Origin of the sequence: Pseudomonas sp. FSL R10-1350 (assembly GCF_009600525.1) — a bacterium.
Lineage (GTDB): Bacteria > Pseudomonadota > Gammaproteobacteria > Pseudomonadales > Pseudomonadaceae > Aquipseudomonas > Aquipseudomonas helleri.
On the sequence record NZ_WIVR01000003.1, the window covers coordinates 42,128 to 68,683 of the forward strand.

General features: G+C 58.7%; 20 protein-coding genes. 6 read left to right on the forward strand and 14 right to left on the reverse strand.

What is annotated here, in order from left to right:
- Nucleotides 1-7: 7 nt before the first annotated feature.
- The 10 genes from GHO25_RS02205 to GHO25_RS02250 form a co-directional block, all read right to left on the reverse strand.
- Nucleotides 8-598 (reverse strand): glutathione S-transferase, encoded by a 591-nt coding sequence (locus tag GHO25_RS02205; protein ID WP_153389777.1) that lies wholly within the window; start codon nt 596-598, stop codon nt 8-10.
- Nucleotides 595-4,236 carry an AAA family ATPase gene (locus tag GHO25_RS02210; RefSeq protein WP_153389778.1) on the reverse strand — a complete coding sequence of 1,214 codons (3,642 nt, stop codon included), beginning with the start codon at nt 4,234-4,236 and terminating at the stop codon, nt 595-597. The genes GHO25_RS02205 and GHO25_RS02210 overlap by 4 nt, the downstream gene beginning before the upstream one ends.
- Nucleotides 4,233-5,477, reverse strand: coding sequence for an exonuclease SbcCD subunit D C-terminal domain-containing protein (locus GHO25_RS02215; RefSeq protein WP_153389779.1), 1,245 nt, complete (start codon nt 5,475-5,477; stop codon nt 4,233-4,235). Before GHO25_RS02215 ends, GHO25_RS02210 begins: the two co-directional genes overlap by 4 nt.
- 38 nt (nt 5,478-5,515) lie before the next feature.
- Complete coding sequence (locus tag GHO25_RS02220; protein ID WP_153327971.1) at nt 5,516-7,150, reverse strand: BatD family protein; 1,635 nt, start codon at nt 7,148-7,150, stop codon at nt 5,516-5,518.
- A complete protein-coding gene (locus tag GHO25_RS02225; protein ID WP_153389780.1) occupies nt 7,147-8,886 on the reverse strand; it encodes a tetratricopeptide repeat protein in 1,740 nt (579 codons plus the stop codon). The genes GHO25_RS02220 and GHO25_RS02225 overlap by 4 nt, the downstream gene beginning before the upstream one ends.
- Nucleotides 8,883-9,959: a VWA domain-containing protein gene (locus GHO25_RS02230; protein ID WP_153389781.1), complete on the reverse strand. Its 1,077-nt coding sequence runs from the start codon at nt 9,957-9,959 to the stop codon at nt 8,883-8,885. The genes GHO25_RS02225 and GHO25_RS02230 overlap by 4 nt, the downstream gene beginning before the upstream one ends.
- Nucleotides 9,952-10,446 carry a DUF4381 domain-containing protein gene (locus GHO25_RS02235; protein WP_048370275.1) on the reverse strand — a complete coding sequence of 165 codons (495 nt, stop codon included), beginning with the start codon at nt 10,444-10,446 and terminating at the stop codon, nt 9,952-9,954. Before GHO25_RS02235 ends, GHO25_RS02230 begins: the two co-directional genes overlap by 8 nt.
- A complete protein-coding gene (locus GHO25_RS02240) occupies nt 10,443-11,387 on the reverse strand; it encodes a DUF58 domain-containing protein (protein WP_153389782.1) in 945 nt (314 codons plus the stop codon). Before GHO25_RS02240 ends, GHO25_RS02235 begins: the two co-directional genes overlap by 4 nt.
- A 2-nt stretch (nt 11,388-11,389) precedes the next feature.
- Nucleotides 11,390-12,349 (reverse strand): MoxR family ATPase, encoded by a 960-nt coding sequence (locus GHO25_RS02245; protein ID WP_016780594.1) that lies wholly within the window; start codon nt 12,347-12,349, stop codon nt 11,390-11,392.
- 301 nt (nt 12,350-12,650) lie between these two features.
- Nucleotides 12,651-13,553 carry a LysR family transcriptional regulator gene (locus tag GHO25_RS02250; protein WP_153389783.1) on the reverse strand — a complete coding sequence of 301 codons (903 nt, stop codon included), beginning with the start codon at nt 13,551-13,553 and terminating at the stop codon, nt 12,651-12,653.
- A 126-nt stretch (nt 13,554-13,679) separates the two neighbouring features.
- Here GHO25_RS02250 and GHO25_RS02255 point away from each other — a divergent pair, with 126 nt between their 5' ends.
- Nucleotides 13,680-14,528 carry a DMT family transporter gene (locus tag GHO25_RS02255; RefSeq protein WP_153389866.1) on the forward strand — a complete coding sequence of 283 codons (849 nt, stop codon included), beginning with the start codon at nt 13,680-13,682 and terminating at the stop codon, nt 14,526-14,528.
- On the opposite strand, the gene GHO25_RS02260 is transcribed toward GHO25_RS02255, so the two are convergent.
- Both GHO25_RS02260 and GHO25_RS02265 read right to left on the reverse strand, forming a co-directional pair.
- The gene (locus tag GHO25_RS02260; protein WP_153389784.1) at nt 14,513-15,262 is read right to left on the reverse strand and encodes an amidohydrolase family protein; all 750 of its coding nucleotides are present in this window, start codon (nt 15,260-15,262) and stop codon (nt 14,513-14,515) included. The two genes, GHO25_RS02255 and GHO25_RS02260, sit on opposite strands and share 16 nt — an antisense overlap.
- A 42-nt stretch (nt 15,263-15,304) precedes the next feature.
- Nucleotides 15,305-15,661 (reverse strand): hypothetical protein, encoded by a 357-nt coding sequence (locus GHO25_RS02265; RefSeq protein WP_153327959.1) that lies wholly within the window; start codon nt 15,659-15,661, stop codon nt 15,305-15,307.
- Between the two features lie 497 nt (nt 15,662-16,158).
- On the opposite strand from GHO25_RS02265, the gene GHO25_RS02270 reads away from it, so the two are divergent.
- The gene (locus GHO25_RS02270) at nt 16,159-21,015 is read left to right on the forward strand and encodes an NAD-glutamate dehydrogenase (RefSeq protein ID WP_153389785.1); all 4,857 of its coding nucleotides are present in this window, start codon (nt 16,159-16,161) and stop codon (nt 21,013-21,015) included.
- Between the two features lie 78 nt (nt 21,016-21,093).
- Here the strand turns inward: GHO25_RS02270 and GHO25_RS02275 are convergent, their stop codons facing one another.
- Entirely contained in the window at nt 21,094-21,357 is a 264-nt protein-coding gene (locus GHO25_RS02275) for a DUF4404 family protein (RefSeq protein WP_048370290.1), read from the reverse strand.
- 233 nt (nt 21,358-21,590) lie between these two features.
- Between GHO25_RS02275 and GHO25_RS02280 the strand changes: the two genes are divergently transcribed.
- From GHO25_RS02280 to rssC, 3 genes are all read left to right on the forward strand, one after another.
- On the forward strand, nt 21,591-22,280 hold the full coding sequence (locus tag GHO25_RS02280) for a VacJ family lipoprotein (protein ID WP_048370292.1): 690 nt from the start codon (nt 21,591-21,593) through the stop codon (nt 22,278-22,280).
- A gap of 341 nt (nt 22,281-22,621) precedes the next feature.
- Complete coding sequence (gene rssB / locus GHO25_RS02285) at nt 22,622-23,806, forward strand: two-component system response regulator RssB (RefSeq protein WP_048370293.1); 1,185 nt, start codon at nt 22,622-22,624, stop codon at nt 23,804-23,806.
- Nucleotides 23,803-24,285: an anti-sigma factor antagonist RssC gene (gene rssC / locus GHO25_RS02290; protein WP_048370295.1), complete on the forward strand. Its 483-nt coding sequence runs from the start codon at nt 23,803-23,805 to the stop codon at nt 24,283-24,285. Before rssB ends, rssC begins: the two co-directional genes overlap by 4 nt.
- Before the next feature lie 62 nt (nt 24,286-24,347).
- Here rssC and dusA read toward each other — a convergent pair whose 3' ends face one another.
- Complete coding sequence (gene dusA / locus GHO25_RS02295; RefSeq protein WP_153389786.1) at nt 24,348-25,358, reverse strand: tRNA dihydrouridine(20/20a) synthase DusA; 1,011 nt, start codon at nt 25,356-25,358, stop codon at nt 24,348-24,350.
- 329 nt (nt 25,359-25,687) lie between these two features.
- On the opposite strand from dusA, the gene GHO25_RS02300 reads away from it, so the two are divergent.
- Nucleotides 25,688-26,464 carry an APH(3') family aminoglycoside O-phosphotransferase gene (locus GHO25_RS02300; protein WP_153389787.1) on the forward strand — a complete coding sequence of 259 codons (777 nt, stop codon included), beginning with the start codon at nt 25,688-25,690 and terminating at the stop codon, nt 26,462-26,464.
- The last annotated feature ends 92 nt before the right edge of the window (nt 26,465-26,556 follow it).

Here is a 26,556-nt window from a genome sequence, read left to right on the forward strand (position 1 = left end):
AATCCGCTCAGGCGGTTTTAGTCATGACGGAGATAAATAGTTCCGACGCTAAAAATCGTTCCAGCCAGGCATTCAGGCGGGGGTAGGGCGCTTGTTCGAACCAGTCACGGTCGACGTGGGCGAACTGGCGCACAAACGGCGCCAGGGCAATGTCCGCCAGGCTCAAGGTGTCGCCAGCCAAATACGGCGTCTGTTCAAGTAACACTTCCAGCCGCTGCAAAAATGCCGCTCCTTGGGCCCGATACTGTTCCATGGGCTGTTCCGGGTAGCGGATGGCGTATTTGTAACGGTCAAGGTCGACCTTGAAGACCTGGTCGTTTTCTTCAATCAGCGCGGCACTGTCCGGGCCAAGCCAGTTGTCCGGATCATGCTGGGCCAAGGCCCAGTGCATGATCTCCAGGCTTTGCTCAATCACCCGGCCATCGGCACAGACCAATACCGGTACGGTGCCTTTGGGCGACAGCGCGAGCATTTCAGCCGGCTTGGCCTTGAGGCTGACTTCTACAATCGATAACGGCACGCCGCTGTAACGCAGGGCCATGCGCGCCCGCATGGCATACGGGCAGCGACGGAAGGAATACAGCACGTTGCCGGTCATTTGACCTCCACGGTGCTCAGGCCATTGCCTTGGCGCCGCACCTGTATTTGCACCGGAATGCGTTCATGCATTTCCTGTACGTGGGATATCACCCCAACTTTGCGCCCCTGGGCTTGCAGGCCGTCGAGGGCATCCATGGCCAATTGCAATGACTCAGGGTCCAGGCTGCCAAACCCTTCGTCGATAAACAACGACTCGATTTTCAGCGTGCTGGACGCCATCGACGCCAACCCCAACGCCAGTGCCAACGACACCAGGAAGGTTTCACCGCCTGACAGCGAGTGCACCGAACGCAATTCGTCGCCCATTTCGGTGTCCATCACCAGCAAACCGAGCATGCTGCCGCCGCGCTTGAGGCGGTAACGTTTAACCAGTTGGCGCAGTTGGGCGTTGGCGTGGTGTACCAGCAGGTCGAGATTGTAGGCCTGGGCGATCTTGCGGAATTTGTCGCCGGTACCCGAACCGATCAGTTCACTCAGCCGCGCCCAGCGCTGCCATTCTTCATAGGCTTGGGCGATACGTTGCGCCAAGGCCTGGTTGGCCTCTTGGCGACGTTGGTCTTCTGCCTGTTGCGCCCGCAGTTCTGCCACGTGTTGTTCGCTGGCGGCGATCAGCGCGTTCAGTTCATTGAGGGCAACCTCAAGCGCTTGGGCATCAAGGTTGCCATTGGCCTGCGCCTGATGCTGGTTGAGGCGTTGCTCACGTTCCTGGAGCAGGACGCGGGCTTGCTCGACGGCTTTTTCGCTGGCTTGCAACTGCTGGCGCAGGTCGCGAATGTGCGTGTCGTCGAAGCTCAACAATTGTTGCAACCGGGCCGTATCGAGCGCTAAGTGCTGCCCGCGCCATTGCTCGACCTGCTCGCTCACGCTGCTATGTTCAGTTTGCAGGGCGTGCAGGTGCTCTTGTTGAGCCTTGAGCTGGGCCGCCAGTTGCACCAATTGGTGGGCGGTGGTTTGCAGCGCTTCGCTGGCCTGGGTCTGGGCGTTGCGAGCCTGCTCAAGCGCCTGTTCAAGGTGCTGTTGCCACTGTTCGGCGCTCGGGTGATCGCCCAGCAGTTGCTTGAGGCTTTGCTGGCCTGCCTGCTGTTGTTCGAGCAACTCAGTTACGCTGCGTTGCAGGGCATCCAGCTCTTTAGTGTGGGTGGCTTGCTGATACTGCTCACGCTCGATGCGGCCGGCGCGTTCAGTCTGCTCAGTCTGTTCATCGCGCTGTTGATCCAGTTGTTCAAGGCGATGGGTGACCTGCTGATCAAGCTGCATAAAGCAGGCTGAGGCGTTTTCACGCAATGCCGCCAGTGTGGTCTCCGGCAGCAGATTGGCAAACTCGGCAAGTTCTTCCTCATAGCGCAACGTGTCGGCCTTGAGGTGTTGTTGCTGCTCGCTGAGTTGCTGCGTGGCTTGCTGGCTGGCTTCTGTGCTGCGTTGCAGCTGTTGCTGCAATGCAGCAGCTTCTTTTTGCAGGGCGAGCAGAGCGTTTTGACGTTGTTCGTCTTGGCTGATGCTGTGCTGCAACTGGCTCAAGCGTTGAGTCAGCCAGGCTTCGCGCTTGGCCGGGTCTTGCCCTTGCCATTGCGCATACAGCGGATGGGCTTCCAGGCCGGGCGCCAGCGCCTGAATTTCTTCGCCAAGTTGCTGATGCTGCTGTATCAGTTCGCGCTGTTGCGCGTTGACCCCGGCGAGTTGCTCACGCAACTGGTTGAGCGTTTCTTTGAGGGTATCGACCGTCTTGCGCGCATTGGTCTCTTCTTCCTCGTCAAAGCGCGACAGGCTCTGCAACAGCGCTTCAGGCTGGTGATACGGGTGTTCATGGCTGCCGCAGACCGGGCAGGGATGATCGTCCTGAAGATGTGCGCGCAGCTCTTCGACGCTGGCGCTGCGGGCCAGGCGCTGGCGTTCAAGCAACTGCTGAGTCACGCGCAAGGCTTGCTCGGCAGCTTCAAATTCTTTTTTGGTCTGGGTGCCTTGGCCGATGAGCGTTTCGCGTTCGGTTTGCAGGTTTTGCAGTTTGACCTGCACCGCCTGTAAACGTGCCTCAAGGGCCAACTGGCTGCTGCACAGGCGCTGTAAGTCTTCAAAGGCGCGCTGTTGCTGACGGTTGTCTGCCAGCAGACTGCCCAGGGTCTGGATCTGCTCATTGACGGCGTGGGGTTCGGCAGCGGCTTCCTGGAACAAGATTTCCAGGCTGCTGTGCAGTTCAGTGAGCTGCTGAGCTGCCTGGCTGGCGCGTTGTTCTAGCGCGGGTAATTCCTCACGGCCTTTGTTCAGCGTGGTGCTCAGGCGCACCAATTGCTGCAGGCCGCGACGGTAACCGTCCCAGGCATTGGCCAAGGGGGCCAGTTCGGCGCTGTGTTCCAACTGCGCAGCGATCTGCGCCAAGCGTTCTGTACCTTGCTGCTGGCGCTCTAGCAAGCCGTGCAAGGCCTTTTGCCCTTCGGCGCAAGCGTCTTCAGCCTGCTTTTTAAGCGCCTGTTGCGCGTCCAGGGCCTGGGTCAGACGCGTGAGATTGGCGTGTTCCAGATGGGCTTTTTGCAGATGCGGTGCGGCATCCCGTAGCTCGGCCTGGGCCTGATTGGCCGCCTGTTGGGCAGTCTGGAGTGCTTGTTGCAGTTGAGTCTGGCGTTGACCCAGCTCAGTCTGCTGTTGCAAGTGCCCGGCGATCTGCTCGGCCAGTGGGCTGAGTTGCGCGTCCAGTTCGGCCAAGCGGGTGAATTGATGACGCTGGGGCGCCAGCTGTTCCAGTAAATCGAGGGTTTGTCGTTGCTCGGCCTGGCCGTCCCACTCGGCTTGGGCCTGATGGAGCTGTTCGGCGGCACTCTGTTGCTGTTCTTGCAGCTCGCGCAGGGTTTTGAGCCACGTGTGTTGCTGTTCAAGTTGCTTGAGCTGACTTTGCCGGGTTTTCAGCAGCTTTTGCGCCTCGCTATGACGCTGGTCCAGCTCCGCACGGGCTTCGGGCTCCAGCGGGGTTACGCCGACGGCTTGATCTAGCAGCTGCTTGTGCGCATCGCGGGCTTCTTTGGCTTTGTCGAAGGCACGCTTGCCCAGACGGGTGTACAGCGCCGTGTCGGTGAGTTTTTCCAGCAGTTCACTGCGCTCGTTGTCATCGGCCTTGAGAAACGCACTGAACTCGCTTTGCGCCAGCATTACGGCACGGGTGAACTGTTCAAAGTTCAGGCCCAGACGTGACTCCAGCTGCACTTTGTAATCGCTTTTCTGGCTGGCCAGCAGTTGATCGCTGTCCAGATCGCGCAGGCTCTGGCGGCTGGCTTGCAGCTTGCCATTGGCCTTTTCGCGGGCGCGATTGGCTTCCCAGCGAGCACGATAGCGGCGGCCATCAATGCCGACGAAATCGACTTCGGCATAGCCTTCGCCGGTGCCGCGACGCAGCAGGGTGCGCGGGTCACCGGTGGCGATCTCGCCGTCGGCATCCGGGACTTTGGCATCCCGGCCGGTGTTGTTCAGCCGCGGCACTGCACCGAACAAGGCCAGGCACAAGGCGTCGAGCAAGGTGCTTTTACCGGCGCCGGTGGGGCCGGTGATTGCAAACAGCCCGGCACTGGCCAGTGGCTCGGCGGTGAAGTCCAGCTCAAAAGGGCCGGCCAGTGAAGCCAGGTTTTTCAGGCGAATCGCGAGGATTTTCATGGCTGTTCACCTTCCATCTGGACTTCTTGCAGCAGCACGGCAAAGTCTTTGAGGGTTTGCTCGTCGGCTTCACTGCCGTAGTTGTCCTGCCAGGCGCGACTGAACAGCTCTTGCGGGGTCAATTGGTCCAGCTCGATCAAGTGCGCGGCGTCGTTGTCCCCGGCGCGGCTGCCATTACCGGCGTATTCAGCAGAGATGCGTACCAGACGCACGGCTTTGCCCAGCAGGGCGGTTTCGATTTGCTGACGCAAGTCGGGCTGCGGCTCGTCCAGCTTGACCCGCACTTCAAGCCACGGTTGGCGCTGGGTGTCGGCCAGCAGGTCAATGTCCGGCAACTCGGCCAGTTGGGCGAGAACGTCAAGCAGTGGCGCCGGGCCGACCCGTTGCAGATTGACGGCGCGCGGGATCAAGCGGGTTTCGACGCTGACCAGGGTTTCGCCATCGAGTTTGACGTCGAGAATCTGGTGCTGGTAGCCGATCTCGGAGAACGACAGCGGGATCGGTGAACCGCAATAGCGAATACGCTCTTCGTTGTTCACCCGTTGCGGTTTGTGCAGATGGCCCAGCGCCACATAGCTGATGCTGGGGCCAAACAGGCTGGCGGGCAGGGCTTCGGCATTGCCGATGATCAGGCTGCGCTCCGAGTCTTCGGACACTGAACCGCCGGCCATGTGCGCGTGGCTGATGGCAATCAGCGCTTGCCCGGGCTTGCGCTTGGCGTTGGCGGCTTCAATCAGCCATTCGTGGACCTGGCCAATACCGCGCAGGTAATCATCCCCCAAGTGCGCGCCGGTGACTTCGGCCGGGCGCAAGAAGGGCAGGGCCAGGCACCATGCGGCGATTTCGCCAGAGGCGTCAGGCAGCGCAATTAACAGGCGTTCGGCATCCAGTTGGCCGTCATCAAGCCACAGCACACGGCCCAGTGCATGGGTACGCAAACGGCGCATCAATGGCGCGGGCAATTCGATGCGCGAGCCGGAATCGTGGTTACCGGCGATCATCACGATGGTCAGCTTGGGTTGTTGCTCGTGGGCGCTGACGATGAAGTCGTACAGGCGTTCCTGAGCTTTGACCGGCGGGTTGACGGTGTCAAAAATGTCCCCGGCAATCAGCAACACATCGGGTTGTTCAGTGGCCAGTTGGGTGAGTAGCCAGCTCAGAAAGCAAGCGTGTTCGAAGTCGCGTTCCTGGCCATGGAGGTTTTGCCCCAGGTGCCAGTCGGAAGTGTGAAACAGGCGCATAACAAAATCCGTTTAAAAAGGGTAAAGCGTACCCGCGATTATTTGGGGTAGAGCGGCGGCAGGCTGCTGGATTCGCTGGCGGTGTCCTGCTCGCGTTCGGCGGCCGGGATGCTGCGAATCGCTTTCCACAGCTCTTCACCTTGCCAGTATTGGCCGGTTTCGCTGTAGAGCGCGCCGTTAAGGCCATCCAGAGCATCGGACAGCAGTACAAAACGTGCGGCCATTTCGGCCAGGGTTTCTGGTTGTTGCCGCGCCCAGGCGTCTAGCGCCTGACGCGTGGCCTGCGGGTCGTTTGCCAGGCTGGCGCGCTTGATGTCGTCGAGCAGTGTGCGTGGGCTCGGACCGGTTTGCGCAGCTCGCAGAATGGCCGGTTGCCAGCGTGCGCGCCACCACAGGCCGAAGCCAATCAATGTGGTACAGGCCAGCAGCAAGGTGCTCAGTTGCCACAGCCACAGCGTTGAGTCATCGCTGTCGACGACCGGGCCAGTACCGGCCAGTGTGTCGGCGGCCAGGCTGGTGTTGGCCGCCACCTGCAAGGTGCGGGCGGGCAGGTAGCTGCGTTCGAGACGGTCTTCGTGGGTGTTCCACCACACCAGTTCAACGGCGGGCAGTTCCACCTGGCCTACTCGCGTCGGCACCAAGGCTTCACGCTCTTCGCGGCTGCCGATCAGACCGTTGTCAGTGACCTGATTGCTCAGTTGCGGCAAGTCGGGGTAACGCCGCAAGCCATTCACGTCGGTGGCGGGCAGCGGCGGCAATTGGGCGCTGGACAGGCCTTCGGCCTTGAGGGTCAGGGTGCGGGTCAGCGAGTCACCCACTTTGGAGTGATCTGGCTCTGGGTTCCAGCTTTCGCTCAGGCTCAGGCTGCGGGCCGGTAACCAGGCGGCAGTGGCCGGGTAGTCTTCTGGCTTGGGTTTGACCTGCAAGGGGATCTCGGTGGAGGTCACGTGGACCATTTTCCCGGGTTTGGGCGCGCTGGGCGTCGAGGTGTTGCCGGGCTGGTTGTCCACCTGGGTCGCGCTGAAGGTCAACGCAGGGATTTGCAGCTCGCCGCTGTGTTGCGGGTAGATGCCGTAGCGCACCTCGATCACGCCGTGGCGCACGCCATTGATCAGCTTCTCGTAAGTGCGTGACTCGCCCAACTGCTCAACGATGGCGTCTTGCAGGTGCAGCGGGGTCAAGTTGCTGTCGTCGTACAGCGCCACCGAGTGATAAACGCGCAGGGTCAAAATCGCCTGGGCTTGTACGTACACGCTTGGCTGGTCGAGGCTGGCCTCAATGAATACAGGGGCCAGCTCGGTGTCACTGGCGCTGCTCTGGGTCACCGTGAGGTTGATCGGCAGGCTGTGGTAATCGCCCACTTGCAAGGACGGAATGGTCACGGTGCCGGTTTGTTTGGGTTGCAGGGTGATGATCCAGCGGGTGGTGGCTTTGTTGTCATCGTTGAGCGTGGTCAGTTGGTTGACCTGACGCGTGCCGCGCACTTCAAACAGGGTGTCCAGCGGCGCCAGATCGGGTTTGCCGAACAACGTGGCGTCATTGGTCTCCAGGGTCAGCTCGACGGTTTCACCGGAGTTGAGCTGATCGCGGTCAACACTGGCGACCAGCCCCAGCGCATGGGCGGGTACTGTCCAGCAACAGAGCAAAAAGAGTAAAACGCAGAAGCGATTCATTGCGGCGAGTCCTGATGTTGCTGCTGTTCGTACCAAAATTTTCGTCGTAGCAATTCACTGGGGTTGTCTGGAATCTGTCTGAGCCATTGCTCCAGCGCCTGGTGGTGTTCGTCATCCAGCACATCCGTGGTCGGGGCGGGTGGACGGGTTGTGGTCTGTTCTTCCGGTTCGTTGCCGGGCTCGTTGGCGGCCGGTGGCGGTTCGACGGCGTCGTCCGGGTTGGCATGGGCGGCCGGGTCGGTGGCCGCGCTGCTTTGATCATGTTGGCCGTTCTCGCCGGTGGTCGTGGCATTACTGCTGCTGACGGACGGATCGGTTTCGTCGGGTTCGGCGGGTTTTTCTGGCACTTTGTCTGGCGGTGGTGTGTCTTGTTCGCGTTTTTGCTCAAGCACTTGCTCGACCAGCGCTTTGTTCTGCGCGGCGACTTGCAGGTCGGGTTGTAGCTCCAGAGCTTGCTCATAGGCGTCAACTGCCGCTTCGAGTTCACCACTCATGGCCAATGCGTTACCGCGATTGTAGTGCGCGCTGGCACTGTTGACCTCGCCAAAGCGCTGAGCCGCCGCGCTGTAGTCGCCCGCCTGATACAGCGCCAGACCTTGCCACAAAGGGTCTTTGAAGTGTTCGACGGCTTGTAACGGTTTTTTCTGCTCCAGCAGGCGCTGGCCTTGTTGGTCGGGGCGCAACCACAGATCGGTCAGGCTGAAGGCATAGCTGGGTTGAGGCAGCATGAAGAGCAGCGGCAGGCAGAACAGCCAGCCACGACGACCCGCACACGCGGCCAGCAGTAGCAGTGGCAGCAATAGCCAGTAGCCTTGGTCAGACCAGGTGTCCAGGCGCAGCGTCTGGCCGTCGTCGCGTAAATGTTGCGGGCCATCGAGCAAACCCAGGCCGCGCAGGTCGTTGTCATCCAGCTTTGCTTGTCGGTAACTTCCCCCTACGTCTTCTGCAAAGGCGCGCAGGCTCGGGCTGTCGAGGCGCGGCAGGAGGATGGCGCCCTGGGCGTCTTTCAGAAACTCGCCGTTTTCTTCGACCACCGGCGAGCCTTCGCGGGTGCCGACACCAAGTACCAACAGCGGCGGCGTGTGGCCGTCCAGTTCCTTGCGGATACCTGCGCGCTCTTGTTCGCTAAGCGATGAGGTCACCAGCAGCAGACGACCTTCGCCCAGCGCGCCTTGATCCAGCAGCTTGAGGGCTTTGTTGACGGCGAGGTCGGCGCGATTACCCGGTTGCGGCATGATCGATGGCTTGACCGCTTCGAGCAGGTTGCGGCTGGTGGCCATGTCATCGGACAGCGGCACCAGCGTATGGGCGCTACCGGCGTAGACGATAATTGCCGTTTGTGCATCGTTGCGACTTTGCAGCAGGTCGTAGAGTTTGCGCCGTGCCTGTTCGAGGCGGTTGGGCTGGCTGTCGGTCGCAAGCATTTGCGGGGTCAGCTCAAGCATCACCACCAGCGGGTCGGCCGGTTTTTGCGCGGACTGTTCAACGCGCTCGCAGCTTGGTCCGAGCAAGGCAAACAGCGCCAGCAACCAGGCCAGGCCGAGGGCGACCCACGGCAGTTTGCTGTCGCGGCCATTACCGCCGCTGAGCAAGACGCGATGAAAGGCTTCGGGCAGGATCATCTGCCAGCGCCCGGCGCGTTTTTGCCGGTGCCAGAGTTTCCATAGCAGCCAGCACAGCAGCGGCAGTGCCAGCAGCCATTCGGGGCGAAACCAATGGGGCCAGAGCGCGCTCATCGGCGCCTCCGCAAGCGCAGGCGTTTGAGCCGCGAGCGCCAGTCAGGATTTTGAGGCAGAAAGTGTTCCTTGCTCAGTAAACGTTGCAGCGGATGGTTGGGCCATAGCTCGCGGATCACCAGCAGCACGCTGAGCAACAGTGCGCCAGCCAAAGGCCAGCTGTAAAGCGCCTGCGCCGGGCGTGCCTGAGTGGGCTGCTGGGCGACAGGTTCAAGTTGGTCGAGGGTGTCTTTGATGACGGACAGTTCGTTGCCGTCGCGGGCACGGAAGTAGCGGCCGCCGGTAATGCGGGCGATTTCTTCCATGGCCGGCTCGTCCAGGTCCACGCCCGGGTTAATGCTGAACAGACCCTTGGCGGTGTTTTCTTGCGGGTCGGACCCGACCCCGATCGGGTAGATTCTGACGCCTTCTTCAGCCGCCAGGCGGGCCGCGGTCAAGGGATCGATCTGGCCGCCGTTGTTGGCGCCGTCGGTGACCAGGATCAGCACGCGGCTCTGCGCCGGACGTTGGCGCAGGCGCTTGACGGCCAGACCTATAGCGTCGCCGATGGCCGTGTTTTTACCGGCAATGCCGATGCGCGCTTCGTCGAGCCAGGTGCGCACGGTGTGCCGATCAAAGGTCAATGGCGCTTGTAGATACGCCTGGCTGCCGAAAAGGATCAGGCCGACACGGTCGCCTTCACGGTGTTCAAGAAAGTCGCCCAGCAGCTTTTTCACCGAATCGAGGCGGGTGATGTCCTCGTTGTGCCAGTGCATGTCCGGGTAGTCCATGGAGCCCGAGACGTCCACGGCCACCAACAAATCGCGCCCGCTGGCGGCAATCGGTAGTGGTTCGCCCAGCCATTGCGGGCGGGCTGCGGCGGTCAGCAGCAACAACCACAGCAACACATACGGAATTTGCTGACGCAGCGAAGGCAGGGTGGGCCGCGCCTTGCGCCGGGCCAGTTCTTCGAGATCGCCCAAAAAACTGACTTTAAGTGCAGGTTCACCGCTGTCGGCAGCCGGCAGCACCAGGCGCATCACCCAGGGCAGTGGCAGTAAGGCGAATAGCCAGGGCCAGGCGAACTCAAACATGTTTGCGAATCCAGGTTTCAACCGCTTGATTGAGCCCGGCGATGGCCTTGTCATCGAGTTTGCACTCGGGCTTGTAGGCGCCTTCTACCAGCACCATCCAGCGGGTCAAACCGGCGGCCGGGCAGCGGTTGTCGAGAAACGCCAGCCACTTGCGACCATTGAGGGTATGGCTCTGGCTATACGGGTAGTGGCTGCGGCACAGGCGTTTGAGCAGGCCGTTGAGTTGCTGCAGCCAGGCACCGGCAGGCGCACCATCGTAAGGTTTGTTGAACCGCGCCAGCTCTTCCAGGGCCGCTACGCGTACCGGGTCAAGGGGCTGTTCGGTGTTGGTCAATTGACGCTTGGCAGGCAGATAACGGCGCAACCACCACAAACCCCAGCCCAGAGCCGGAATCAGGAGCAGCAGCAACCACCAGCCCGGCGCTGGTGGCCACAAGCCAATCGCGGGCGGGGTGATGAGCGGTTGCAAGTGTTCGAGCTCGTTCATGACGATTTGCCGGGGCGTTTGGCGTTCAGGAACTCACGCAGTTGTTCGATCATTTCGCTTTGTGTGCTGAGGGGCATCAACAATACCCGCAGCTTTTGCGCGAGCAGCTCCCAGCGGGCGATACGGGCTTCAGCCTGAGCGCGATAAGCCTGACGCAAATCATAGTTGAGCGTGTCCAGTTCCAGTTGGGCTCCGCGCTCGGCAAAGCGCAGCAGCCCGGCGGCGGGCAGGGCGTGATCCAGTGGGTCGGACAACGGCAGCAGGATCAAGTCGCAATGGCGTGATAACAGGCTCAATTGCTGTTCGGCGGCGTCGGTCAGTGCCCGCTCATCACAAATCACCACCACCAGACTGCCGGGGCGCAGCACCTCGCGGGCGCGGATCAAGGCCATGCCCAGTGCATCACGGTCTGACTGGACTTCTGTGTGCAGCGATTGATTGACACGCACCAAGCGGTTGAGCAATTGCAGCAGGCTTTGCTTGCTGCGCCGTGGCTTGATTTCGTAATGCTCGTGGTCGCCAAACACCAGGCCGCCCACCCGGTCGTTATGGCCTAGCGCGGCCCAGCCAATCAGGCTCGCGGCTTGAGCGGCAAGCACCGACTTGAACATCTGGCCCGAGCCGAAGAACAGCCGACGGCTTTGCTCGGCGAGGATGAAGATCGGCCGTTCGCGTTCCTCATGGAACATCTTGGTGTGCGGTTCCTGGGTGCGTGCGGTGACGCGCCAGTCAATGGTGCGGACATCGTCCCCGGCCTGATAGATCCGTACCTGATCGAAGTCGACCCCGCGCCCGCGCAACTTGGAGTGGTGCAAGCCCACCAGCGGGCTGCGGTGGCCGGGGGTGGAGAACAACTGCACCTCGCGCACGCGATGGCGCATCTCGATCAGTTCGGTGAGGGTCACACGAATGCCGGGCTCGGCGGGCAGGAGGGCGGTCATCGTCAGGCAACGGCAACAACGTCAAGGATGCGTTGCACCACGCGGTCCTGGTCGATGCCAGCCGCCTCGGCTTCGAATGACAAAATAATACGGTGGCGCAGCACGTCGAACAGCACGGCCTGGATGTCTTCCGGGCTGACGAAGTCGCGACCTGCAAGCCAGGCGTGTGCACGGGCGCAGCGGTCAAGGGCAATCGAGCCACGGGGGCTGGCGCCGTAGGCAATCCACTCGGCCATTTCCGGGTCGAACTTGCCGGGCGTACGGGTCGCCATGACCAATTGCACCAGGTATTCCTCTACCGCATCGGCCATGTACAGCCCGAGGATTTCCTTGCGGGCGGCAAAAATGGCCTGTTGGCTGACCCGGCGTTCAGGCTTGGTTTCACCGTTGAGGGCTTCGCCACGGGCCTGTTGCAGGATACGGCGCTCTACGGCCGCGTCGGGGAAGCCAATTTTCACGTGCATTAGAAAACGGTCGAGCTGGGCTTCTGGCAGCGGGTAGGTGCCTTCCTGCTCGATGGGGTTTTGCGTGGCCATGACCAGAAACAGCGGTGACAGCTCGTAGGTGCTGCGCCCGACGCTGACCTGGCGCTCGGCCATCGCCTCAAGCAGGGCTGATTGCACTTTGGCCGGTGCCCGGTTGATTTCGTCGGCCAGCACCAGATTGTGGAAGATCGGGCCTTGCTGGAAGACAAAGCTGCCGGTTTCGGGGCGATAGATTTCAGTGCCGGTGATGTCGGCAGGCAACAGGTCGGGGGTGAACTGAATGCGATGGAACTGCGCTTCGATACCTTCCGCCAGCTCTTTGATGGCTTTGGTCTTGGCGAGGCCGGGCGCGCCTTCGACCAGCATATGGCCGTCAGCCAGCAGCGCGATCAACAAGCGGTCAATGAGTTTTTCTTGACCGAGAATCTGCGTTGAAAGAAAGGTTCGCAGCGCCAGTAGCGCTTCACGATGTTCCATCGATGACTGTTCCTGAAAAGGACTGCAACGCCGTATAAATTACGCCGTTGCCGGGGGCGTTACTTTAATCCATTGCGAGGGTTTCGGACTAATCGCAGGCGGGCTTTTTGTGCAAAAAAACCAAATCAGACAGGTTGTTGAGAATAGTGTTCATTTGGGTGGCGTCTACCGTGTGTCAGTAGTCGCAATTTGGCTGTTGTAGTCGCTGACGAGCCTGCGAGGCTGCGTCCGGCGACTAAGGTGTCGCTAGGTCAGCTAGCGCGGTGTGTCAGATAGGCGCAGTGCTCAGTATTTACGATCGCTACGCAATCGGACGTAGCCTCGCAGGCTCGGCAACTGCTACGGGAAAATGCTCTGCCAGCAGTGCGGCAAAAGCGTCGCGTGCGGCATGCGAGCCGGTTTCGCTGTGCCAGAAAAACAGGTTGGGCATGGGTGCAAGTTCGGGGAAGCGGTAAGTGACAAGGTGTGCGCAGGCGCCAAACTGCTGAAGCATGCCTTCGGGTATTAGCGCCAAGCCTGCACCAGCACTGACACAACCAATGATGCTGCCCCAATTGGCGTAGTCGATTTTGCTGACTTCCAGCCCGTGTTCCGCCACCCAGTTTTCCAGCGCCGCACGGTAAGGGCAGCCGGGCGGCCACATAAACACGGTATGCCGGTGCACGTCAGCCAGTTGCGCAAGCGGCGCCAGTTTAGGGCTCGCAATCAACACTAGGTGTTCGTTGTAAAGCATTGTTTTAGATAGTTTTGTTTGAGTGATTGAGCCAGCAACCATGGCCCCGTCAAGTCGGTGATGTTTAACATCATCGAGCAATTGTTTTGATTTGCCGGTGACCAACTCCAAGGTGACCTGCGGGTAACGCTGATGGTAGTCGGCGAGCAAGGGCGGCAGTCTGCCGGTTGCACAGGACTCAATTGCGCCAATGCGCAGCTTGCCGGTGGGCACGGCCTGGGGCGCAACCGCGCGTTTGGCCTGATCGACCAGCGCCAGAATCTGCTCGCTATAGCCCAAAAACACCTGCCCGGCTGCGCTGATGCGCAAGCCGCGACCGGCGCGGGTGAACAGTGCGGTGCCCAGTTCGCTTTCCAGCTGCTTAATGCGAGTGGTGATGTTCGACGGTACGCAATGCAACTGTTCGGCGGCCAGCGCAATGCTGCCGCACTCTGCCACGGCCTTGACCATGCGCAACTGGCTGAGCTCCATTGTTCACTCCTGATGAATTCTGGGCTCTTTATATCTCACTTGTGGCCCCACGTGAGCGCGATAAACACTGAACACCACTTCAATGGGTTCAGGATCACTAACGTGTCGTTACCTTTCAAACTGGCCATGGCCATGGCGGCTGTCGTGTTGTGTTGGGCCTATTCACCGATCGGGATCCATATCGGGCTGGAAAGCTACTCGCCGGGGCACCTGGCTTTGCTGCGATTTTTAATTGCATCGCTGTTTATGGCGTTGATTGCGCTGTTTATCGGCATTGGCGTGCCTCGGATGCGGGATGTGCCCTGGTTGATGCTGTTGGGGTTGTTCGCCGTGGCGTTGCACCACATGGCGTTGAACATGGGCCAGCGTTGGGTCAGCCCCGGCGCATCCAGTGTGCTGGCGCAAACCGCGCCGTTGTTCAGCACATTTATCGCCGCGGTGTGCCTCAAGGAGCGCGTCAGCGGGTGGCGCTGGTTGTGGGTCGCGGTTGGTTTGCTCGGGGTCGTGGTGGTGATCTGGGGCGATAAAGGCGTGGGTGAGTTCCACCCGCAGGGCCTGGTGCTGTTACTGGCGGCGTTGTCCTGGAGCATCTATTTCGTGCTGCAAAAACACATTTCTACTCGCTACAGCCCGTTAACCATTGTGTGTTACATGGTCTGGGGCGGCACGCTGCTGCTCTGCGTGTATTGGCCAGGGCTGACGGACGAGGTGCTCAAGGCCCCGGTCCGGGTGAATGTGGCGGTGTTGATCCTTGGGTTGTTTCCCAGTGCGTTGGCGTACCTGTTATGGGGCTTTGTACTGAATCACACCCAAGTCAGCCGTTCGGTCAGCGTGATGTACCTCATCCCACCCGTCGCCATGGCGCTGGCGGCGGGGGTGTTGGGCAGTGAGGTTTCAGCCGGAGTGATTGCCGGGGCGGCTATTGTGCTGGGGAGCGTGATTGCGATGAGCCGCGAACCTCAGTCCAGACGATAAAAATTCCGGGCATTTTGCCACAGTGCCTTTTGCGCCCCGGTTTCACCCAAAGCATTAACTACAATCGCTATGTCATTGTTTTCAAAGGTTCTTGGTGCGCGGGTTGACGGTAAGTCAGTGCCGAATATCAAGGCGCTCGGGTTGGCCGCGTGAATGTCTTTAAGTACCTGCGGTACGTCGAAGTCAACCCGGCCAAAACCGCAGGCCTTGATGCGCACCCCGTGCTCGGCAAGGCGCAGCAAAGCCGGCAAACCTTCGTGGCTCAGCCCCAGATGGTCGATGCTCAGCGCTGGCAATCGCAGCAAACGTTCGTACAACGGCGCCAGTTCCCGAGAGTCGATGTACAGCTCTGAATGCCAGCCCACGCAGTCGTAGACGCGCTTGGCCAATGATTCGAGCTGGTCGAGTTGCTCTGAGCCGCCGCGCTTGAGGTTGAAGCGCAGGGCACGAACGCCGTGCTGGTTCAACGCTTCAAGCTCGGCGTCAGTGACGTTGGCGGGCAGTTGGGTGACGCCGACAAAGCCTTCACCCAGCCGCTTGAGTGCGGCAATCAGGTAGGTTTGATCAAAACCCTGAAACGAGCCTGAAACCACCGCGCCCCCGACGACGCCCAGCTCGCGGGTACGCGCGAGGTAATCATCAACGCTGAAAAAGTCTGGCAAGTAGCCGTTATTGGGAATCAGCGGATAAGCCTTGTCGATGATGTGGCAGTGGGCATCGAAGAGTTGGCGCATGGCGGTCATACCTGTCGGTGTGCGGGTTCGGGCTGTAGCGGGTCAGTTTAATTCGCTGATGTAGGTACCGGTGCCGTCGAGAATGTTTTTCAGGGTTTGCTCGATCTCGGCCAGTTCATCGGCATCGGTGCTATGGAGGATCTCCAGATGGTCGCTGCCGTTCAGCACGTCGGCATCGTCGGGCGCCACTTCGATCAGCAGGCGAGTCGGGCTGAGTGTGACCTTTACGCCGTCGAGGCTGGAGGGCTCATCATCCAGGGTGATTTCCAGCTCGTCCTCGTCCGGATAGCGTGACATCAGAAACATTTCGCCCTTGTCGTTGTGGCAGCACAGCATGGCCATGTTGTCTTCTTCGTCGTCACACGGGTTGGCCATGAGCAGGGCGGTGGTCATTTGCATGGTGGGGAATTCCTGGCGCTGAGCGCATCTAATCACTGATCAAGCGGCGATTTTGCCAGCCCTCGCGTTTTTATGCTGGCTCAATCTGGGTAGGTGGCTGATGGCCTGTTATTTCGTGTCAGATATTTCTGATACTGCCGACAGAAATTAAGGCTTTTTTATGAAGTTTTATGAGTGTCCACTGCTAGGGTTGTTCCTGTCCGGGTCACAAGATTGCCGCCCCATGACCGAATATGTCGCCGCACCGCAAGCAGGCCGGGCGATGCAGTCGTTAAGCTGCGTTGTTGATGGTTATCGCTAAACATGCAGCCTGTGGACCTGGCAGTCGTTTTTACCGATAAGCATCCCGGAATAATGTTGTGACCTCAGGGTTTCAGCCAGCTTCACCTCCCTGTCACGCTGTGTTCTTGAAGGTTGAGCACAGTAGTGACAGGTCCCCCAAGCGGGAATAGCACGCGACGCTTCTCTCAATAACAAGCCCAAGCGGAGTACCACAGATGGCGTTCTTCACCGCAGCCAGCAAAGCCGACTTCCAGCATCAACTGCAATCTGCACTGGCCCAGCACGTCAGTGAGCAGGCTCTGCCACAAGTAGCCCTGTTTGCTGAGCAATTCTTCGGCATCATTTCACTGGACGAACTCACCCAACGGCGCATGTCCGATCTCGCCGGCTGCACCCTGTCGGCCTGGCGGTTGCTGGAGCGCTTTGACCCGGACCAGCCGCAAGTGCGGGTGTTCAACCCCGATTACGAGCGTCATGGCTGGCAATCAACCCACACCGCGGTTGAAGTGTTGCATCACGATTTGCCGTTTCTGGTGGACTCGGTGCGTACCGAGCTGAACCGCCGTGGTTACAGCATCCACACCCTGCAAACCACCGTATTGAGCGTGCGTCGTGGCAGCAAGGGCGAGCTGCTGGAAATTCTGCCCAAAGGCACTACCGGTGAAGGCATCGCGCAAGAGTCGTTGATGTACCTGGAGATTGACCGCTGCTCGAACGCCGCTGAATTGAATGTACTGAGCAAGGAGCTGGAGCAGGTTCTGGGTGAAGTGCGCATTGCCGTGGCTGACTTTGAGCCGATGAAGGCAAAGGTCAGGGAGCTGCTGGCCAGTGTCGATAACTGCCCATATGCCGTGGATGCAGGTGAAAAAGCCGAGATCAAGAGCTTTTTGGAGTGGTTGCTGGGCAACCACTTCACCTTCCTGGGCTATGAAGAGTTTGTGGTACGTGGCGAGGCAGACGGCGGTCATATCGAATATGACCCGCAGTCGTTCCTCGGCCTGACCAAGCTGCTGCGCGTCGGCTTGACCGCTGAAGACCTGCGTATCGAAGATTATGCGGTGAGCTACTTGCGTGAGCCGACCCTGCTGTCGTTCACCAAGGCTGCCCACCCGAGCCGCGTGCACCGCCCGGCGTACCCGGATTACGTGTCGATCCGCCAGATCGACGCAGATGGCAAAGTGATCAAGGAATGCCGCTTTATGGGCTTGTACACCTCGTCGGTGTATGGCGAAAGCGTGCGAGTGATTCCTTATATCCGCCGCAAAGTGGACGAGATCGAGCGCCGTTCTGGCTTCCAGGTCAAAGCTCACTTGGGCAAAGAGTTGGCGCAGGTGCTGGAAGTCCTGCCCCGTGATGACTTGTTCCAGACCCCGGTGGATGAGCTGTTCAGCACCGTGATGTCGATTGTGCAAATCCAGGAGCGCAACAAGATCCGCGTGTTCCTGCGCAAAGACCCGTATGGGCGTTTCTGCTACTGCCTGGCCTATGTGCCGCGTGACGTGTACTCCACCGAAGTGCGACAGAAGATTCAGCAAGTGCTGATGGACCGTCTGCAAGCGTCGGACTGCGAGTTTTGGACCTTCTTCTCGGAGTCCGTGCTGGCGCGGGTTCAGTTGATTCTGCGGGTTGACCCGAAAAACCGCATCGACATTGACCCGCTGTTGCTGGAAAAAGAAGTAGTTCAGGCGTGCCGCAGCTGGAACGACGACTACGCCAGCCTGGTGGTTGAAAGCTTCGGTGAAGCCAATGGCACCAAGGTGCTGGCAGACTTCCCGAAAGGCTTCCCGGCAGGTTACCGCGAGCGCTTTGCCGCGCACTCGGCGGTGGTGGACATGCAGCACTTGTCCAACCTCAGCGAAAAGAAACCGCTGGTGATGAGTTTCTACCAGCCGCTGGGCCAAAGTGCCGGGCAGGAACTGCATTGCAAGCTGTACCACGCCGATACGCCGTTGGCGTTGTCTGACGTATTGCCGATTCTGGAAAACCTTGGCTTGCGCGTATTGGGCGAGTTCCCGTACCGCCTGCGTCACGCCAATGGCCGTGAGTTCTGGATCCATGACTTTGCCTTTACCGCTGGCGAAGGCTTGAACCTGGATATCCAGCAGCTCAACGACACACTGCAGGATGCCTTCGTGCATATCGTCCAGGGCGATGCCGAGAACGATGCGTTCAACCGCCTGGTGCTGACGGCCGGTTTGCCGTGGCGTGATGTGGCGTTGCTGCGGGCTTATGCGCGTTACTTGAAGCAGATCCGCCTGGGCTTCGATCTGGGCTACATCGCCAGCACCCTGAACAACCACACTGACATCGCCCGCGAATTGACCCGATTGTTCAAGACCCGCTTCTATCTGGCGCGCAAGCTGACCGCCGAAGACCTGGAAGACAAGCAACAGCGTCTGGAACAGGCGATTCTGACCGCACTGGACGACGTTCAGGTGCTCAACGAAGACCGCATCCTGCGACGTTATCTGGACCTGATCAAAGCCACCCTGCGAACCAACTTCTACCAGCCGGATGCCAACGGCCAGAACCGTTCGTATTTCAGCTTCAAGTTCAATCCGCACCTGATTCCAGAGCTGCCCAAGCCGGTGCCGAAGTTTGAATTTTTTGTCTATTCGCCTCGGGTTGAAGGCGTTCACTTGCGTTTCGGCAACGTGGCCCGTGGTGGCTTGCGCTGGTCGGACCGTGAAGAAGACTTCCGTACTGAAGTGCTGGGCCTGGTAAAAGCCCAACAAGTGAAGAACTCGGTGATCGTGCCGGTAGGGGCCAAGGGCGGTTTTGTCCCGCGTCGTCTGCCACTGGGCGGTAGCCGTGATGAAGTACAGGCTGAAGCCATCGCTTGCTACCGCATCTTCATCTCCGGCCTGCTGGACATCACTGACAACCTCAAGGATGGCGCGCTGGTGCCGCCATTGAACGTAGTGCGCCATGACGACGATGACCCATACCTGGTGGTCGCGGCGGACAAAGGCACGGCCACTTTCTCGGACATTGCCAATGGTATTGCCATTGACTACGGCTTCTGGCTGGGTGATGCCTTCGCATCGGGCGGTTCGGCCGGTTATGACCACAAGAAAATGGGCATTACCGCCCGTGGTGCCTGGGTGGGCGTGCAGCGTCACTTCAGAGAGCGCGGGATCAACGTCCAGCAAGACAGCATCAGCGTAGTGGGCGTCGGCGATATGGCCGGTGACGTGTTCGGTAATGGCTTGTTGATGTCTGACAAATTGCAGCTGGTCGCGGCCTTTAACCACCTGCACATCTTTATCGATCCTAATCCTGAGCCAGCCAACAGCTTTGCCGAGCGTCAGCGCTTGTTCGACCTGCCACGTTCAGCCTGGTCGGATTACGATACCAGCATCATGTCAGCGGGCGGCGGGATCTTCTCCCGTAGCGCGAAAAGCATCGCCATCTCACCGCAGATGAAAGAGCGCTTTGCGATCACTGCCGACAAACTGACCCCGACCGAGCTGCTCAATGCCTTGCTCAAGGCCCCGGTAGACCTGTTGTGGAACGGCGGTATCGGTACTTACGTCAAGGCCAGCACGGAAAGCCATGCCGATGTGGGTGACAAGGCCAACGATGCGCTGCGCGTCAATGGCAACGAGTTGCGCTGCAAGGTGGTGGGCGAGGGCGGTAACCTCGGTATGACCCAACTGGGCCGTGTGGAGTTTGGCCTGAACGGCGGCGGCTCGAACACAGACTTTATCGACAATGCCGGCGGCGTGGACTGCTCTGACCACGAAGTGAATATCAAGATCCTGCTCAATGAAGTGGTGCAGGCAGGCGATATGACCGAGAAACAGCGCAACCAACTGCTCGGCAGCATGACTGACGAAGTGAGCGCGCTGGTATTGGGCAACAACTATAAGCAGACGCAGGCCATTTCTCTGGCAGCGCGTCGTGCCTATGAGCGCATTGCTGAATACAAACGCCTGATGAACGACCTGGAAGCCCGTGGCAAGCTGGACCGCGCCATTGAGTTCCTGCCGTCTGAAGAGCAGCTCAACGAGCGCGTGGCCGCAGGTCATGGGCTGACACGCCCTGAACTGTCGGTCTTGATCTCGTACAGCAAGATCGACCTCAAGGAGGCGTTGCTCAACTCCCAGGTGCCGGATGACGACTACCTGACCCGCGATATGGAAACGGCCTTCCCGCCAATGCTGGTCAACAAGTTTGCCGCAGCCATGCGCCGTCACCGTTTGAAGCGCGAGATTGTCAGCACGCAGATCGCCAACGACCTGGTCAACCACATGGGCATCACCTTTGTGGAGCGCCTGAAAGAGTCGACTGGCATGAGCGCGGCCAACGTGGCCGGGGCTTATGTCATCGTGCGTGACATTTTCCACCTCCCGCACTGGTTCCGTCAGATAGAAGCGCTGGACTATCAAGTGCCGGCCGAAATTCAGCTGGCATTGATGGACGAACTGATGCGCCTTGGCCGTCGTGCCACCCGCTGGTTCTTGCGCAGCCGTCGTAACGAGCTGGACGCCGCGCGCGATGTTGCGCACTTTGGTCCGCATCTGGCCGCGCTGGGCCTCAAGCTCAACGAACTGCTGGAAGGCCCGACCCGCGAAGGCTGGGAGACCCGTTATCAAGCGTACGTTGATGCGGGCGTGCCGGAGTTGCTGTCACGCATGGTGGCAGGCACCACGCACCTGTACACCTTGTTGCCGATCATCGAAGCGTCTGACGTTACCGGTCAGAACGCCGCGGATGTGGCCAAGGCGTACTTTGCCGTGGGCAGCGCACTGGACCTGACCTGGTACTTGCAGCAGATCAGCAACTTACCGGTGGAGAACAACTGGCAGGCGCTTGCCCGCGAGGCCTTCCGTGACGACATCGACTGGCAGCAGCGCGCAATCACCGTATCGGTGTTGCAGATGGCTGATGCCCCGGTCGAAATTGAAGCACGTGTAGCTTTGTGGCTTGAGCAGAACCAGTCGATGGTTGAGCGCTGGCGTTCGATGCTGGTCGACCTGCGTGCGGCTACCGGCAACGATTACGCGATGTATGCCGTGGCCAACCGTGAACTGCTGGATCTGGCATTGAGCGGTCAAACAGGGCTCTGACAGCCTGAGCAGTAAAACAAAGCCCCGGCTCAGTTGAACTGAGCCGGGGCTTTTTTGTTTCTGGTAGCTGCGCGAGCGTTAGATGCCCATGCTGCCCAAGGTCTGCACGATATTGCGCAGAGTGACCGCCAGCGATGGATGTTCAACTTCAAAACGCTCAACGGCGAGATTGACGTTGTCAGCCAGGCTGCTGTCGTTAGTGGCTTTTTCCAGAGCAATCTCGGCTTCAATCTGCTTGGCCAGATCGTTTAGATGCTCGCGTTGTTCTTCATTGAGCGGCGGATTCTGGTCCAGTTGCTCGCGCAAGGTATTGAGTTGTTCTTGCAGTTCGCGGGCAGGCATAGCATTCATCCTTTATTGATAGGCACTGTTGTAGACCTTCGAGGAGCGCAAAAGATCTACAAGCGGGCGTCTAGATTAATCCAGTCGCGCTTAGAGTGCATGATCTCTATCAAATCGGCCAGCATCACTCCAACTCTGCTTAGGGGGCTGTCAAAAATGCAATTGCCGTTATACTCATCGCCTGACCCCAGGGCGTAGCGCCCAAGTGATAAGTATTCTCAAGGAGTTTTGCTATGCGCTGGACCAAGCGTCTTGCTCAAATTGGCCTGTGTGCCACCGTGTCAATGGCACCGTTTGCTGCCAATGCGGCCACCGAGGCTGACCCGTGGGAAGGCTTCAACCGTGCCATATTCACGTTTAACGACACGCTTGATACCTATGCCTTGAAGCCAATTGCTCAGGGTTACCAGTTCATCACGCCGCAGTTTCTGCAAGACGGCATTCACAACATGTACCGAAACATCGGCGATGTGCGCAACCTGGCTAACGACGTGTTGCAAGGCAAGCCTCACGCCGCAGCTGTCGACACCTCGCGGATGTTGATGAACACCATATTCGGTATTGGTGGCTTCTTTGATGTGGGCACCAAAATGGGCCTGCAACGCAACGACGAAGACTTCGGCCAGACGCTGGGCCGTTGGGGCCTGCCAAGCGGTCCTTATCTGGTCTTGCCGCTGCTGGGCCCAAGCACCGTGCGTGACGCAGCCGGTATCTACCCGGACTCCTTCACCAAGCCATACCGTTACATGAACGATATTCCGGCGCGCAACATGGCGATCGGCATGGATGTGATCGATGCGCGTGCCAGCCTGTTGTCGGCAGAAAAACTGATCACCGGCGACAAGTACGTCTTTATTCGTAACGCGTACCTGCAAAACCGTGAGTTCAGAATCAAAGACGGCGAGGTTGAAGACGACTTTTAAGTCATTCACCCTGCCCACAAAAAACGGCCTTTATGGCCGTTTTTTGCATGCAAGTTCATGAAAAAAATGCATCTTTAAGGGCGTTTAAACCAAGGTTTTAGTTGCTGTTTACGATGTTCTTATAACCCGAGGGAATTTAACCGGGTGAACACGTCAAGCCGCTATCGGCCTGAGCTTGAAACCCCCCGCAGATGGGAGTACCGTCTGCGCCTTACACGAGCACCTTTGCAGGAATGATTAAAACAATCTTTCTGATGAGGGATGTTCAAAAGCCTATTCAGTCGTTGGGCCCGATGTGTTCGAGCCCTGACGCAAACCTAATTCTGGCGCCGTTTGCCCACATGCAAAAAACCAGTGCCACGCTGCTGATCATTGATGACGACGAAGTAGTGCGTGCCAGTTTGGCAGCCTATTTGGAAGACAGCGGCTTCAGCGTCCTGCAGGCCAGTAATGGCGTGCAAGGTCTCAAGGTGTTCGAGCAAGAGCAACCGGACTTAGTGATCTGCGATCTGCGCATGCCGCAAATGAGCGGCCTGGAGTTGATTCGCCAGGTCGCCCAGCGCTCGGCACAGACCCCGGTGATCGTGATTTCGGGCGCCGGTGTGATGAGTGATGTGGTCGAAGCGCTGCGTCTGGGCGCCGCCGACTACCTGATCAAGCCGCTTGAAGACCTGGCGGTGCTTGAGCACTCCGTGCATCGAGCGCTGGACCGCGCCCGGTTATTGCACGAGAACCAGCGCTACCGCGAGAAGCTGGAATCTGCCAACCGCGAGCTTGAAGCCAGCCTGCACTTGCTGCAGGAAGACCAGAACGCCGGGCGGCAGGTGCAGATGAACATGCTGCCTACCAGCCCCTGGTCGCTCGACGGGTTCGACTTCGCGCACCAGATTATTCCGTCGTTGTATTTGTCGGGCGATTTCGTCGACTACTTCAAGGTCGATGAGCGTCGGGTAGCGTTTTACCTTGCGGATGTTTCTGGCCATGGCGCGTCTTCAGCGTTCGTGACTGTGTTGCTCAAGTTCATGACCACGCGCCTGCTGTTTGAATCCAAGCGCAATGGCACTTTGCCTGAGTTCAAGCCGTCCGAAGTGCTCGCGCACATCAACCGCGGCTTGATCAACTGCAAGCTGGGCAAGCATGTGACTATGGTCGGCGGTGTGATTGACCAAGAGACCGGCCTGCTGACCTACAGCATCGGTGGGCACCTGCCATTACCGGTGCTTTATACCCCGGACAGCGTGACGTATCTGGAAGGGCGAGGGTTGCCGGTCGGCCTGTTCAACGAGGCCACTTACGAAGATCAGGTGCTGAAATTGCCTGAGACATTCAGCCTGACGTTGATGTCTGACGGAATTTTGGACCTTTTGGCCGAGCCTACACTCAAAGAGAAAGAAGCTGCTCTACCTCAATTGGTAAAAGCAGCGGGTGGCAGCCTGGATGGTCTGCGCCAGGTTTTTGGATTAGCTACGCTAGGGGAGATGCCGGATGATATCGCCCTGATGGTGTTAAGCAGGAATCTTACATGAGTACCGGTAGAATTCAGTTCGCCGAACAGGACGGCACCTTCGTCCTGAAGTTTGTCGGTGAAGTGCGTCTGACACTGTGTTCAGCACTGGATGCGACAATCGAAAGGATCTTCACGGCGCGCAACTTTACGGCCATCGTGATTGACCTGACAGAGACTCGCAGTATCGACAGCACCACATTGGGCTTGCTGGCGAAACTGTCGATTTTGTCGCGCCAAAAAATAGGCCTGTTGCCGACGGTCGTGACCACCCACGAAGACATCACCCGACTGTTGCAGTCGATGGGCTTCGATCAGGTCTTCAATATCATCAACAGACCAATACCTTGCCCTGAGTGCCTCACAGACTTGCCGTCGCAAGACGAGACTGAAGACGTGGTGCGGGTCAAGGTGCTTGAAGCGCACAAAATCCTGATGGGCCTCAATGATTCCAACCGTGAAGCCTTTCATGACCTGGTGAACGCGCTCGAGCGCCATTGATCCACGGCGCACAAAAAAGGGGCCGTCCTGTACAGGTACGGCCCCTTTTGCTTGCCCGGGTATTAGCGGCCTTCCAGCAACTCGGCGGCTTGATCCAGCAGCGCCAGCGGATCCTTGGCTTTATGAATATCCGCCGACAGCAATTGACGAAAACGTCGCGCGCCAGGGAAGCCCTGACCCAAGCCCAGAATATGCCGCGTGATGTGATGCATCGAACCGCCCGAGGCGATATGCGCAGCGATATACGGCCTTAGCTGCTCCAGCACCTGCGCACGGGTGATAACCGGCTCTGTGCTGCCAAACAACTGCTGATCGACCTCCGCCAACAAATAAGAGTTGTGATACGCCTCACGACCCAGCATCACACCATCAAACACCTGCAAATGCGCATGGCATTCCTCCAGCGTCTTGATACCGCCGTTTAGGACAATCTCCAGCTCCGGGAAATCAGCCTTCAACTGAGCCACAACGTCATAGCGCAGCGGCGGGATATCACGGTTTTCTTTAGGTGAAAGCCCTTCCAGAATCGCGATACGCGCATGCACCGTAAAGCTTTCGCAACCGGCATCACGCACCGTGCCGACAAAATCGCACAACTGCGCGTAGCTATCACGGCCATTGATCCCGATACGGTGCTTGACCGTCACCGGAATCGACACTGCATCGCGCATCGCCTTCACACACTCGGCGACCAGCGCCGGATGAGCCATCAAACACGCGCCAATCATATTGTTCTGCACCCGATCACTCGGGCAGCCGACATTCAGATTCACCTCGTCATAACCCGCCGCCTGCGCCAAACGCGCACACGCCGCCAAATCCGCAGGCGTACTGCCGCCCAACTGCAATGCCAACGGATGCTCAGTATCGTCATGCCGCAAAAACCGCTCGGCATCACCGTGCAGCAAAGCACCGGTGGTCACCATCTCGGTGTACAACAGTGCATGTTTGGACATCAGCCGCAGGAAGAAGCGGCAGTGGCGGTCAGTCCAATCCATCATGGGTGCCACAGAAAATCTTCTGGAGGGTTCTGAGCGCTCTATAACGGTGGTTTCAGCGATAATTTTAGTCATGATCTATCGTTCAAAAGTATGCATTTCCAGCCGCTTTATAGGCTTGATGTACCGCAGTGCAGCAAAGCCCTTAAATGATGAGGACTTAAGGCGAGGCAGGCTGGAATATGAAAGGCTGTGCGCTCAAGCTTCTGCTGAGGCGTAATGGCCGGGAGTTTATCAGGAATCGGAATTGCAATTGACTTAAGTAAACATTGAGCCTGTAGGAGCGAGCTTGTCTCGCGATCTTTTGATCTTCAAAAGCAAAAGATCGCGAGACAAGCTCGCTCCTACAATTTTGTTATGGTGACGGCTGAAATGAGTTTTAAAGCCTGTCGAGTCGAGTACCGATGATCATCAAACTGCCTCGCACTATTGAACAATTCATAGGTGGCGCCGCGCTGAGAGCCGACGAGATCGGTGAATCCGCCTGCGATGTTTATAGCTTCAAACGTGGTAACGATCGTTTCTTTCTCAAAATTTGCCCGGCTATCTTGGCACCTACCACGTATAGCGTGTTACGAGAGGCGCGGGTCTTGTCTTGGCTCGCAGATCGCCTGAATGTTCCTGAAGTGGTGGCTGTCGCGGAAAGCGTTGAAGGTGAGTTCATGATTACGCGTTGTGTCGAAGGGCAACCCCTTCAGGCGCGTATCAATGACCCGTCTTCGATCATCATGTTTTTTTGCGAGGCGGTGCGGCAGTTACAGGCTGTGCCAATCCACGATTGCCCGTTTGATTCAAGTGTTGAAACGCGTCTGCATGAGCTGGACTATCTGCTGGCACATAACTTGGGCGAGGATTGTTACAACCTGCAGCAGTGGCCTTACTTGCAGACTCCGCTGGATCTTGTCGCTCACCTGCATAAAACGAAGCCGCCAGAGGACCGAGTGTTCAGTCACGGCGATCTGTGTGGGGCCAATGTGTTTGTCGATGCCCATGACACGCTGCACTTCATTGATTTGGGTCGTGGCGGGAGTGCCGATCGATGGTTGGACATTGCCTTTGTTCATCGCTTTTTGCGTAAAGACGTCTCTTTGGGCGTTGCCGGTGAGTTTCTAACTGAGTTGGGCGAGGGAGATGAACCGGCCAAGCGCGAGTTTTTCGAGCAGTTGGACGAATTTTTCTAGAGTTCCTCGCCATGGGCTCTGCCTGTAACACACCATAGAGCGATTTAGAAAATGCCAGACATTCAACGGTACAATTGTCTTGGCTTCCAAGC